This window comes from Streptomyces sp. NPDC002623, from assembly GCF_053592635.1.
In genome coordinates this window covers 428,479-441,282 of record NZ_JBSFWB010000006.1, presented here as the reverse complement: position 1 = coordinate 441,282, position 12,804 = coordinate 428,479, and the positions used below count along the sequence as shown (strand labels likewise).

The window sequence follows — 12,804 nt, the reverse complement described above, 5'->3', positions numbered from 1 at the left end:
TGAGGACGACCTCCTCGACGGCGGAGTCCGCGGTGGGCAGCGGGGTGTCCGGGGTCGCGCCGAGCAGGAAGGCGCACTCGGGCGTCGCGTCCAGCCCCGGGCCGCCGCCTTCGGCGTTTCCCCGCCCTCGCGTGATCCACTGGCCCGATGACGACACCCGCGCCGGATCGCGGCGTACGCCTCGTCCCCGTACTCCTGGTCCTCACCCTGGTGAGCGGCCTGATCGACGCGGTCAGCTTCCTCGGCCTGGGCCATCTCTTCACCGCGAACATGACCGGAAACGTGCTGGTCATCGGCTTTGCCGCAGCCGGCGTCCCGGGCTTCTCCGTGCCGCATTCCGCCGCATCCCTGCTCTTCTTCCTGGCCGGCGCGGTGGCGGGCGGCCGTGTGGTCCACCGCAGCGGGAACGGCTCCCGCCGCACCTGGGCACGGCTGACGCTGGCCGTGGAGGCGGCGCTGCTGGCGATCGCGGCGGCCATCGCCTTCACGACCACCGCCGCCGACGGCCGCTTCCGGATCTACGCGATCATCGCCTGCACGGCCTTCGCGCTGGGCATGCGCACCGCGACCGTCCGCAAACTGAAGGTGGCCGACCTCCCCACCACGGTCCTGACGATGACCCTGACCGCCCTGGCCTCCGATTCCCGCGCGGCAGGCGGCTCGGAGGTCCGCGGCTTCCGCCGCGCGGCGGCCGTGGCGTCCCTCTTCCTGGGCGCCCTGCTCGGCGCGTGGCTGGTCATCCACCACGGCCTGGGCTGGCCCCTCCTGCTGGCAGCGGCGATCTCGGGCGCGCTGGCCCTGCTCGCCGGCGGGAGGGACTGATCACCCGATCAACTGATCAACCGAACCGATCGCTTCACTCCGCGCTGACTCTCAACTCCTTCACCCCGTTGATCCAGGCGGACCGCAGTCGCCGTGGATCCTCCACCAGCCGCAGCCCCGGCATGGCGTCGGCGATGGCGTTGAAGATGAGGTTGATCTCCAGCACGGCAAGGGATTTGCCGAGGCAGAAGTGGGGCCCGCCCCCGCCGAACCCGAGATGCGGGTTCGGATCCCGGGTGACGTCGAACGCATCGGGATGGTCGAACACCTCGGGATCCCGGTTCGCGGAGGCATAGAAGATCCCGACCCGGTCCCCCTTCCTGATCAGCTTCCCGCCGAGTTCGGTGTCCTGGGTGGCGGTCCGCTGGAAGGCGGTGACCGGGGTGGCCCACCGCACGATCTCCTCGGCGGCGGTGTCGGGCCGCTGGTCCTTGTACAGCTCCCACTGCTCGGGGTGGGTGAGGAAGGCGTGCATCCCGTGGGTGGTGGCGTTCCGGGTCGTCTCGTTCCCCGCCACGGCGAGCATGAGCACGAAGAACCCGAACTCGTCGGAGCTGAGATTGCCCTCGTCCTCGGCCGCCACGAGCGTCGAGACGATGTCATGAGCGGGGCACTGCTTCCGCTCGGCAGCCATGTTCATGGCGTACGCCAGGATCTCGGCGGCGGACTGCTGCCCGACCTCGGCGGTGACGGCGAACTCGGGATCGTCGTACGCGATCATCCTGTTCGACCAGTCGAAGATCTTGGAGCGATCCTCCTGGGGCACGCCGATCAGCTCGGCGATGGCCTGGAGGGGCAGCTCCGAGGCGACGGAGGTGACGAAGTCGAAGGAACCGCCCTGCGCGAGGGCGCCGGCGACGATGGCGGTGGCCCGCTCCCGCAGCCGCTCCTCCAGCCCGCGGATGGCCCGCGGCGTGAACCCACGCTGCACGATCTGCCGCACGCGCGTGTGCTCGGGCGGATCCATGTTCAGCATGATCAACCGCTGGGCATCGATGGAAGCCCGCTCGATGTGCTCGTTGAAGCGGATGATCGCGGTGTTGAGGTAGGAGGAGAAGATCTCCGGATGCGTGGAAACGTACTTCACGTCCGCGTGGCGGGTCACCGCCCAGTACCCCTCGTCCTCGAAGCCGGCCACGTTGTCCGACTGCGGGATCCAGCGGACCGGTTCGGCGACCCGCAACTCGGCGAACTCGGGGAGGGGTACACGGTGTTGCAGCAGGTCGGGATCGGTGAAGTCGAACCCGTCGGGAAGCGCTGGACAGGGCATCGGCGGCTCCAGCCATCTGACGATGCAAGCTGACGGTCGATCTACGATCGAATCACGATCGATCTGACGGTTCATCAGAAATAGATTGCCGTGAAGGTAGTTCAGGACCCTCGAGGCTGCAAGACCCTTGCGGTGACCCACATCACGTAAGCAGACTGCACTCAGCAGAACTAGAACACGTACTAGTTCCGAAGGGATCCGCACCCATGGCCGCCGAACCCGTGATCGTGGAAGCAGTCCGCACCCCCATCGGCAAGCGCGGCGGCGCGCTCGCCAACCTGCACCCCGCCTATCTCCTGGGCGAGACCTACCGCGAACTCCTCGGCCGCACCGGCATCCCCGCCGACGCCGTGGAGCAGATCGTCGGCGGCACGGTGACCCACGCCGGCGAACAGTCCATGAACCCCGCGAGGACGGCCTGGCTGACCATGGGCCTCCCCTACGAGACCGCGGCGACGACGGTCGACTGCCAATGCGGCTCCTCACAGCAGGCCAGCCACATGACGGCGAACATGATCGCGTCGGGCGTGATCGACGTCGGAATCAGCTGCGGGGTGGAGGCGATGTCCCGCGTCCCCCTCGGCTCGGGCTCGAAGCACGGCCCCGGGAAGCCGTTCCCGGAGGAGTGGAACGTAGACCTCCCCAACCAGTTCGAGGCGGCGGAACGCATAGCCCGCCACCGAGGCCTGACCCGCGAGGACGTGGACGCCCTGGGCCTGCTGTCCCAGTCCCGCGCGGCGACGGCCTGGGCGGAGGAACGCTTCAAGAAGGAGACCTTCGCCGTCCAGGTCCCGACGACGGAGGAGGAGCAGTCGACGGGCCAGGGCATGTGGCGACTGGTCGACCGGGACGAGGGCCTACGCGACACATCGGCGGAAGCGCTGGCGAAGCTGAAGCCCATCATGCCGACGGCGGTGCACACGGCCGGCAACTCATCGCAGATCAGCGACGGCGCGGCGGCGATCATGTGGGCGTCGAAGCGTATGGCAAGGGCCCTGAAGCTGAGGCCGAGGGCGAGGATCGTCGCCCAGGCCCTGGTGGGCGCGAACCCCCACTTCCACCTGGACGGCCCGATCGACGCGACGAAGGCGGTCCTGGGCAAGGCGGGGATGTCCCTGAAGGACATCGACATCGTCGAGATCAACGAGGCGTTCGCGTCAGTGGTGTTGAGCTGGGCCAAGGTCTTCAACCAGCCCCTGGACAAGGTCAACGTCAACGGCGGAGCGATCGCCCTGGGCCACCCGGTCGGCTCGACGGGAGCCCGCCTCATCACGACGGCACTTCACGAACTGGAGCGCACGGACAAGGAGTTCGCCCTCATCACGATGTGCGCGGGCGGCGCATTGGCAACGGGGACGATCATCCAGCGGCTGTAGTCCAGCGGACGAACTCCGAGAACACGGCGGGCCGAAGCACGAGGACCGGGCCCGCCGGGTTCTTGGAGTCGCGGACGGCGACGGTGGCGGGGGTTTCGGCGATCTCGACGCAATCCCCGCCCTGGTCACCGCTATACGAAGACCTACGCCAGTTCTTCTCCATAGCGTTCCTCCATCACTCGCCGGATCAACTGTGCCGAATCCTTGAGGGAGAGAGCAGCAGCCCGGAGATGATCGTAACGGAGTGAACAGTCCTTGACGGTGTCCGGGTTCGCGCTCGGATACCCGATGCCATACCCCTCGGTATAGACGATCGTCGGGTCGCTGGAGAACCGGTAGAGGTTGAACGAGCCTTGCGTCCCGGGGTGCGCCCCGGCTGCGAACGGCAACACCTGGATGTTGATCCGGGGATCGCTCTCGAACGACAACAGATGGGCGAGTTGCTCGCGCATGACGGCCCGGCCACCGATCTCCTGGCACAGCGCGGCCTCACTCAACACCAGCCAGAAGACGGGCGGTTCGCCCTTCTCGAAGATGCGCTGGCGAGCAAGCCGGACGGCGGTGCGGTCGTCGAGGTCGCTCTTGTCGAGCACCCCGAGGACGGCACGCGCGTAGGCAGGAGTCTGGAGCAGGCCATGCACCAGGTGGGTCTGGAAGGTGCAGATCTCAGCGGCCCGCACTTCCAGCTCCGCCACCTGCCGGAACCAGGCCGGAAGTTGACTGCGAAGCACAAGCTCGACGAGCCGCGAGAAGAGACCACCGGTCCCGAGAGCCGCATCGACTCGCTCGCTGAACTCGGTAGTCGGAACCTTCCGGGCGGTCTCAACCTGCCCAACCAGCGACCCGGTGTAGTTGAGGATGTCCCCGAGCTGCTGCTGAGTGAGCCCGGCCGCTTCCCTTAACCGGCGCAGCTCGAACCCGTAGTAGTCGAGCGGCGAAGCACCCGGGTCAAGAACGTTGATGTGGGTCACGCAGGGGCCCCTCTCACGCAGGCACACGTTGCATTCAGCCAGTAGCCCAGAGTAGTCGTAGCAGGTCACCCTCGTCCCGTGAACGGATACTTCCCCTCGATCTACGCGCCCCCGGTCCCCACGCAATACCGAATGACGCTGACAGCAGGCACCCACTCGGCCCGCCACATCCGCCGAATCGCCCGCACCCTCCTGGCGGACTGGGACCTGAAGGACCTGACGGACCCGGTCGAACTGGCCCTGACAGAACTGATCGCCAACGTGGTCCGCCACACCCCGGACAGGCACTGCAAGCTACTGCTCCTGAAACAACCGACGGGAGTCAGAGCCGAGGTAACAGACAACTACGGCCAACTACTCCCGACCCCGGCGGAGTTGCACCCGGAGTCGGAAGGCGGCCGGGGCCTGTTCCTGCTCAGCGCACTGGTCGACACATGGGGAGTGTCACCGGCACCCGGCGGCGGGAAGACGGTGTGGTTCGAGTGCACCCTTTGCAGCACATGAGTAACCAGACGGCCCACCGAAGGAACCAGCAGGCCGCCGCCACAGATCCGAAGGTCACTCTTTAGTGAATATAAGATCCTGTTCTTGCATATCAGGCCCTCCCAAAGAGAGGTAAATCTTTCCAGAGTCCTCGTACGGATAGAAACCGCTCTGGAAATCTCCAGCACTGCCGCACATACCGGCGGAGAATTCAAGGTCGACCCAGACGTCCGAGTTCCTGCTCGGAAGACGCTGCTGCAGCTTCCAAGTCCCGTGCACGTCAGCAACGCCATTCTCCCCGTCCGGAAGGAGGTAACTGCAGCGAATGCCTGTCAGGACAGCAGTCCCATCAGGTGAGAGCCGAGCCGTGCGACTCCCGTCAGCACGCCAGGTCCCGACTATTTGCTGACGGGTTGGAGCCTCAGCGGTCTCCGGATCTACCCCTCCTGTACATGCCGCCGTAAACAACACGCACACGACACCCACAGCAGATGGGTTCAAACTTCTAGCGGATGGCAATCGACTCACTCCAGGAGACCGTCACTTTCATGGGGCGCTAACCCTCAGGGAATCTCTTCAAGATACTGTCGAAGACAATCTTCGCCAGCGTGAACGCCTTGCCGTCCCGATACCCGCCCCCGGTCGGAGGACGCATCCCCGACTCGCGGGTGATTGTATCCTGAACAGCGAATCTAACGCGGCCTTGCCCACGGCTGTCGATCGATTCGAGCTTGACTCTCCTGACGAACTACCCCGAATATCCAGGGTGCGTCCGCCGAGCTTTCCTCATTCCGCGCGCAACTCCTCGATCCTAGCCAGCTGATGCTCATAGCTGGCCGCATTCTCAGGAATTAGCTTGCTCAGCGTCCGAAAGAAGCGTGCGGCAGAAAGTGACATTTCCTGCAGGAAGTAGTCCAGTTCTACAGCGGCAGCTCGCAGGCCGTCACCGGCGTCACAAGACACGAGGACCTGCCCGCCTCCGATTTTTGAGAACTTCAGCTCAATCGGCTGGTCAGGAAAGTACGTCTTAGCCTCCACCGCCGTCTGCAGTTTCAGCATCATGGCGATGAAGTAGGCCCAAAGTTGGTCAACATAGTCCTCCATGGATGTGTCGATAACAGTCACTCCATTGATCACCAGATCGATGGCCCCCTCTACGTAATCGGAATCCCCGTCGAACCTTGAAGCAACCCGAACATTGGTAAGCCGACCCGATGAGCTACCCAGATAAGAGGTGATCTCGATCATTCATCGTCCTTCGATTATGAAATGCAGAGCGGATGTCCCCACAGGGCACCTGCGGAGACATCCGCTCACGTCACGGCAACGGGAAGAATTGTCCGATTCTACCCTTGTTTAGCCCGAGTTGATAGCTTTCCCCATTGAACACTCCTGTAATATTCCCGATGCCCGACGAGCCTATACGGGCAACTTCATCCTCATTCTGCCGCATCACTGAGGTTACTGCGGCCGCTATGTCATCGGGTGTCATACTCTCATCAAAGAAGGTCTGCATCTTTTTCACGGTAAAATTCCAGTACTTCGGGTGATGCCTGTTCAGGATATGCTTCATACCCGTCTTATCCAGAAGGAATCTCTCACCCCCGATGGCGATCCTAAGGTTCGAGAACTTGGAGAGGGCTTGCGCCACTTCCCCTGGCTTCCCCAGCTTATAAGCACTCTTGAAGCGCTCGAGCTGTGACCCTGCAGCGCCTTTCCCAATGCCTAGGGCGCCAGGCGAACCCGGAACCCACGGGACGATATTCTGCTGGACTTGCATATACTCGCAGTACGATCCGTCCGCATTGCAGACCAGACGCGGTTCAGGCTCTCCAAAAATTTCGTCGAAAACGAATTTGAGCGCGCTGAGAACAGGATCGTTGAAACCGCCCTTGTAGGGACCGGGAACCGGGGCAGGACCGGGGCTGGGCGCAGGTACGGGGCTGGTGTTGTCGCTGGATTGGTCGGCGTTGGCCGTGCCACCGCCGTTGCCGGAATTGCCGTCGTCAACCCCGTTGCCATCGGGGTCCCATGCGTGCGCAGGGTCGTCGGCAGGGTCATAGTCGTCGGTGGTGCCGTTGCTGCCCGAGCAGAAGTGCGGGTAGCAAGATTCGAGACCCGTCGGATCGCTCTCCGTCACGGGGTTGTTGTTGGCGTAGCTGTACCCGTTCAGCGAACCGGGCTGACCGAGGCTGAGGATCGGGTCCACGCTGATGAACTGACCGATGCCAGGGTCGTATTCGCGGGCGCCGATGTGGGTCAGGCCCGTCGTGGTGTCCTTCGTCTTGCCGAGGAAACCCTTGTCGTCGGGCCAGGGGCCGTACAGAGGGGTGCCGCGGTCCGCACCGAAGGGGGTCATGTAGCGCTTGGTGAAGGTCTGGCCGGTGTCCGTGTTGATGGCCAGCGAGGAGGTGTTGTGCTGGTCGCCCGTCAGGTACGTGAGCTTGTTGGTGCCTGACTGGTTGGACCGGAGAGCAGCCGTGACGTCACCGGCGCTGTAGTAACGCTGGGCCCAGGTGGTGCCGTTGGCGCGAAGGTGGAGTTCGGTGGCGCCGGCGTACAGGACGCGCTCGCCGTTCTGCGTGTTGCGGATCAGCAGGGTGCCGTCGGCGGAGTACAGGTAGTCGGTCGACGTCCCGTTCTCGGTGAGCTTGTTCAGCTTGCCTTCGGGCGACCAGTCCAGTGTCTGGGTGCCCGTCGCGCCAGGGCGATGCCAGCTGTTGCCGGTCTTGTCGTAGTCGTACGTGCGCTCCGGGCTCGCGCAGTCTGTCTTGGTCGTGGTGCCGGTGAGGGTGTGGGGCTGAGTGGTGCTGGTGTAGCAGTAGGTGGTCTTTGTGTCACCGGTGCTCTTGTGGACCGTTTCACCGGTCCGCTGGCCTGCGGAGTTGTAGGAGTAGCTCGTCCAGTAAGGGGCCGGGCCCGACAGGCTTGAGGCGCTCTTGGGGTCGGAGCACTTCTGCGAAGCGGGTGTCCAGGCCTCGATCATGCGCTGATGGCCGTCGTAGGCGAAGCACTGGGTTTCAGCGGAGCTGGTGCCGCCCAGGGTGGTCGGGTCGCTGATCGCCGTGACGTTGCCGGCCTGGTCGTACGTGTAGTTGAGGTCCTGCAGCATGTAGCCGTGTGTCTGGTCCGTGACATTGCTGCTGGTGACCCGGCCGGTTCCCTCCTCGAAGTTGTTGGAGACGTACACGCTCTTGGCGCCGGTGCCGCCCATGCCCAGCGTCAGGAGTTGGGGCTGTGCGAGCGCCGAGTAGTCCACGTCCAGCAGGTAGCCGGTCGCACCGCCGATGGAGGTCACATGGCCCAACGCGTCGTAGCCGTAGTCGATGTTCTCGGCCGGCAGCCCTCCGAGGGCCGACTCCTTCGTCTGCTTCAGGGTGCCGTCGACGTTGTAGTACGTCTCGTAGGCCAGCGTGGACGGTGCGCCCGCCTTCACGAGCGGGTCGCTCGCCGGCAGTTGCAGCTGGGCGCCGGTGGCGCGGTTCAGGCTGTCGTATGCGGTGACGGCCTGCGTGTAGGCAGCGCCCGTCTTGCCTCCGACGTAGCGCGTGGAGGAGGTGGGCAGGCCCTTGAGGAGCGTGTCGTAGACGTAGCCGGTGAGCTGGTTGGCGTCCGTCTTGGAGTCCTTCCAGGTACCCGTGACGCGGCCCAGCTCGTCATAGCCGGTCAGCATCGAAATGCCGCGCGAGTCCGTGGACTTGACCGGGCGATCGAGGACGTCGTACTCGACCGCTGTCGTTCCCTTGTCCGGGTCGGCAGCGCTGGTCTGGCGACCGAACAGGTCGTACGCGTATGCCCACTTGGCGTTGTCCGGGCCGGTGACCGACTCCTGCTGGCCATCCAGGACGTAGGTGAACTTCGTCGAGGAGTAGGGGGCGCCGGGAGCGGTGCCGAAGGAAGCGTCGGTCGGGCTTGTGCTCTCGTACTCGCGGGTCTCCGTCGTCTTGCCGCGCACGTCGGTGATCGTGCGCTGGGCCGAGCCTCCCTCGACCGCTGACGTCGCGACGGAGTCACCGGTGTAGCTGGTAGTGGTGGACCACTTCTTGACGCCGAAGATGTACAGACTGGTGCTCGTGGGTCGGCCGGCTCCGTCGAACACCGTCCCGGTCTGAGTGGGGGACTCGCCGTACTCGGCCCGGGCGTATGCGCCGTTGGGCGTCTTGGATTTGTCGAAGATGTCGGCGTACGTCTCGTAGGCCAGGCCACGCGTGTCGTACCGCGTGTCCGTCAGCAGCCGACCACCATCGGGTGTTGGTGACTGGCTCTGCAGGGGGCGCAGGAGCGAGTCGAAGAGCGCGTAGCTGGTGGTGTAGGTCTCGCCGTCGTTCTTCAGCGTCGAGGACGAGACCCAGGACGGCTCGGTGTTGTCCAGGTGGTAGGCGAACCTCTGGTTGGGGGCCTGGGTGCTGCTCGCGGTGTTCGGCAGCCAGACCTGGGTCAGTCGGCCGAGGGCGTCGTACGTCAGCTCGGTCTTCTTGGAGTTGACGTCGTAGACACGCAGTGGCTGACCGCGTCGCGGGTCGAGGAAGCTGACCTTTTTGTACGTCTTGGGGTCTGTGGTGATGGTCCTGGTCAACGGTCCGGCGTCGATGGGGGTGTAGGCGACGGAGGTGGGCGGGTTCGTTGACGCGTCACTGACACTCAGGGGGCGGCCCAGGGTGTCGTAGGTCGTGGCGGAGACCTTCTGCCAGCCGGCCGGAAGTCGGTCGCCGTTGCCGTCCGCGGTGGCGGCATAGCCGGTAGCTCGGCCGGTCCAGGTCGCCAGGCCCTTGGTGGGTTTCTGGTCCGCCGACCACGTCGTGGCGTTCGCAGTGTCGTAGACGGTGCTGACGTCGGCGAGGACGTCGCCCCGCGCGGGCTTGGCCGGGTCCATGGCCGTGGGCAAGGTGAGCGATGCGTCCGCCGTCGCACAGCTACGGGCGACCGAGCGGGTCCGGGAAGTCAGCGAAATGATGCCGGCGTCAGTGTTGCGGGCGTACCACGTGCGCGTGCAGGTCTCGTCCGCCGCTTTGCCGATCTGCCCGGCGTCATCGACCGTGACGGGCATGCCGTAGTCGTCGAAGGACGTGCTCGTCTGGCGCTCGCGCCAGCTCTGGGACGCCGTCAGGTAGGTGTAGTTGTGCACCTTCTGCGTGCGGACGTATCGGGCGACATGGTCGCCGGCACCGGGCGGGGTCTGCCGGGCGGTCTCCTTCGACCAGGGATCGTTCACTGTCGCCGAGATGGCTGTGGAGCCGTCGTAGGTGACCTGTTCGCGCAGTTGGCCCGCGTACTCGCCCTTGTCAGTGATCGACGCCGCGCCGAGTGCCGGTGTCGCCAGAGGGGCGACGGAGACGGACTTAGTGGTGCCGTCGCCCCTCTCGTCCCCGTGCATGCCCTGGAGGTAGAGCGAGACCGTCCTGGAGCGGGTCACGTCCGTCGCGCCTGTCCAGGCCGTGACCTGGGCGTATCCGCGCCATTCGGACCAGGTGCGCTCTTCCTTCTTCGTGAACGGGTCGTCGCTGTAGTGCCAGGCGGCGCCACTGTACGTGTAGGCGTGCTCGACCGCCTCGTTGCTGGCGGTCGGGTCCGCCACGGACACGGCCAATACGCGGTACTTGTGGAACCAGTCGATCGAGGCGTTCTCGGCACCGTTGATGTGCCAGAACTGCGGATAGCAGGAGCGCGTGTTGGTGTCAGGGGCCGCGCCCAGGACCTCGCTGCGCACGCACTCTTCTCCCGACAGCGTCACCGTGGTGATCGCGCCGGTCTCGGAGATGATGGTGGAGATGCGCGGGCGGGTCAGGGGCAGGATCTTGTCCGTCGCGTCTACCCGGTTGGGTCGCATGTGGTAGGTGAACGACACCGGGTTCAGAGCGATGGCGGTGTCGCCGGCCTTCGCGGTCCGCTTGAGTGACTCCAGTGTCAGTACCTGGTCGGAGCTGTCGCCGAGGTCCCCGCCGTCCAGGTACTTCTCGGTCAGGTCCCAGGAGTCCACGGCGTCATAGGCGGCGCTGGTGGCGTTGTACGAAAACGTGCCGATTCCGGTCAGACGCTTGCGGGAGAAGAAAGACGGGCCCGCGGCGTTGCACTCGTCGTCGCCACTGGAGCAGATCGCATCAAAGGGCACGTCCGGCCAGTTTTCGGATGTGTCGTCGGTCAGGCTGGAGCAGTCCGAGGCCGTGCAGCGCTCGGCATAGCCGAAGGTGACCTTCGCGTCCGCCTTGTCGGTGAACAGCGCGCCCTTGCGCAGGCCGTACTCGATCCGGCTCAGGAAGCCCCCGCGCGTGTAGGAGGCGTTGGCGGTCTCCGACTTGTTCTTCTTGTAGTAGTTCGATTCCTTCGTGTACCAGTACGTGGCGGCGTTGCCGCGGGTGTCCTCGACGTAGTCCAGGTTCCAGCGCCAGGCCTGGGTGAGAGCCCGATCGGCAAAGGCATCACCCGCCGAGTAACCCGGCTCAAGCGAGTCGTCACCGAACACCGGCACAGTCGAGACCGAGTTGGTGCGCTCGGTGCCCGCGCCGTCCAGCTTGTTCAGGCCGAACACGTACTTGGTGCCGTCGCCTGTGACAACGGTCCAGTGCTCGCCGTCGTCATCGCCGTTGTCCGCGTCCTTGGACCGTGTCACCTTCGACGCATCGTCGTTCTCGAGCCGCCACTGGTCGTCGTCGACCTTGACCAGCCGCGAGGACTTGCCGTTCAACACCAGGCGCGCGTTGTCGTACTTCCAGCACAGGTCGAAGACGTCTTCATGACCGTCGTCGTCGCACGAGCCGTAGGTGCGCTCGATGTAGGACTCGGTGAGTCCGAAGCCCTCACCGACCGACGTGCCCTGGTTATTGGACCTGGCGGTGCGACCGTCCACGCTGCCCGAGTCGTACGAGAGCGACAGCGGAGGCTGCGGGCCCGCCGCGGCCGGCGGCAGTGTGAAGTCGTACGACCAGGTGAACGATCCCGAACTGCCTCCTGCCTCCCAGGACGAGGACTCCGCCAATGGAGTGGCCGAGTAGCTTCCGGTGCCCTTGGGCGACTCTCCGGACCCGGCCGCGGCTGCGGTGACGGCCAGCACGGTGGCGGCAGAGGTGGCACTGTCCGCGGCCTTCATGAACTGGGTGGCCGGGCCGTCCGTGGGCTCGGCGATGCTCACCTTCGCCGAGACCGACTGGCGGGCGAGGTCGTTGTCCGACGCCAGCGGACTCTGTGTGCGGCACTCCTTCTTCTCCGGTGTCGTCAACGCACACGCGGGCAGTTGCACCAGACGCAGGCGCTGGGACCAACCGCCGCCGATGGCGGAGGCGAAACCGCTGTAGTCGATGCTTATCTCGGCGTCGCCCGCCGTGTCCGCGTCAGTGGTCAGGAGCACGCCGGTGATGCCTGCCGCGCGTGTGGACTTCTGGTCCAGCACCATGACACGTGCCTTGCCGCCGGCCACGGCCTTGCGACCGGACGGGGGTGCGATGGCGACGGGGACGCCACCCGGCTCGGCGGCTGTCGTCTTGCCGGCCGCGAGACCGAGCGTCGCCTCGCCCTTCCTCGGCCAGGTCGCCTTCTGCTCATTGCGGGCCCGGTCGGCCTGAGCCTTGTTGGCCTTCTTCTCCTGGGCGACCTGCTCGCGCGCCTTCTTCGCCCCGAGGCCGTCGACCTCCTTGACCTTGCTCACTCGGGACTTGGGCACGTCGGGGCGTCCCAGACCGGAGGATTCGGCGGCCTGGGCCAGTTGCGCCACGCCCAGGGGGACGACCAGTGCCAGGGCCAACGACTGCACCAGCAGTCGGCCAGCTCCGCGCCGTCTTGCATCCCTGCGCAATCTTGAGGTGCTCCTGCCAATGATCATGTGCTACGCCCCACCCGGTCCCGTTGAGAGAAGATTCAGCAAGTCGTCCGCAGGCTGCTGCGGCTTCCG

Annotated in this window: 8 protein-coding genes; 3 read left to right on the top strand and 5 right to left on the bottom strand. The window is 65.4% G+C overall.

The genetic code is table 11. From position 1 onward, the window contains the following. Nucleotides 1-147: 147 nt before the first annotated feature. Nucleotides 148-822: a YoaK family protein gene (locus ACWD4O_RS14250; protein ID WP_451279955.1), complete on the top strand. Its 675-nt coding sequence runs from the start codon at nucleotides 148-150 to the stop codon at nucleotides 820-822. Nucleotides 823-856: 34 nt separating this feature from the next. Here the strand turns inward: ACWD4O_RS14250 and ACWD4O_RS14245 are convergent, their stop codons facing one another. Then, complete coding sequence (locus ACWD4O_RS14245; RefSeq protein WP_451279954.1) at nucleotides 857-2,092, bottom strand: cytochrome P450; 1,236 nt, start codon at nucleotides 2,090-2,092, stop codon at nucleotides 857-859. Nucleotides 2,093-2,298: 206 nt separating this feature from the next. On the opposite strand from ACWD4O_RS14245, the gene ACWD4O_RS14240 reads away from it, so the two are divergent. Further along, a complete protein-coding gene (locus tag ACWD4O_RS14240; RefSeq protein ID WP_451279953.1) occupies nucleotides 2,299-3,468 on the top strand; it encodes a steroid 3-ketoacyl-CoA thiolase in 1,170 nt (389 codons plus the stop codon). Here the strand turns inward: ACWD4O_RS14240 and ACWD4O_RS14235 are convergent. Together ACWD4O_RS14235 and ACWD4O_RS14230 are read right to left on the bottom strand one after the other, a co-directional pair. Then, nucleotides 3,452-3,631, bottom strand: a complete 180-nt coding sequence (locus tag ACWD4O_RS14235; RefSeq protein WP_363174464.1) for a DUF397 domain-containing protein — start codon at nucleotides 3,629-3,631, stop codon at nucleotides 3,452-3,454. The genes ACWD4O_RS14240 and ACWD4O_RS14235 overlap by 17 nt on opposite strands. Then, on the bottom strand, nucleotides 3,612-4,439 hold the full coding sequence (locus ACWD4O_RS14230; protein WP_451279952.1) for a helix-turn-helix domain-containing protein: 828 nt from the start codon (nucleotides 4,437-4,439) through the stop codon (nucleotides 3,612-3,614). Before ACWD4O_RS14230 ends, ACWD4O_RS14235 begins: the two co-directional genes overlap by 20 nt. 132 nt (nucleotides 4,440-4,571) lie before the next feature. Here ACWD4O_RS14230 and ACWD4O_RS14225 point away from each other — a divergent pair, with 132 nt between their 5' ends. Continuing rightward, nucleotides 4,572-4,943 carry an ATP-binding protein gene (locus ACWD4O_RS14225; RefSeq protein ID WP_451279951.1) on the top strand — a complete coding sequence of 124 codons (372 nt, stop codon included), beginning with the start codon at nucleotides 4,572-4,574 and terminating at the stop codon, nucleotides 4,941-4,943. Between the two features lie 765 nt (nucleotides 4,944-5,708). On the opposite strand, the gene ACWD4O_RS14220 is transcribed toward ACWD4O_RS14225, so the two are convergent. Both ACWD4O_RS14220 and ACWD4O_RS14215 read right to left on the bottom strand, forming a co-directional pair. Then, nucleotides 5,709-6,170, bottom strand: coding sequence for a hypothetical protein (locus ACWD4O_RS14220; protein WP_451279950.1), 462 nt, complete (start codon nucleotides 6,168-6,170; stop codon nucleotides 5,709-5,711). Nucleotides 6,171-6,240: 70 nt separating this feature from the next. Continuing rightward, nucleotides 6,241-12,735: an RHS repeat domain-containing protein gene (locus ACWD4O_RS14215; RefSeq protein ID WP_451279949.1), complete on the bottom strand. Its 6,495-nt coding sequence runs from the start codon at nucleotides 12,733-12,735 to the stop codon at nucleotides 6,241-6,243. Nucleotides 12,736-12,804 lie beyond the last annotated feature (69 nt).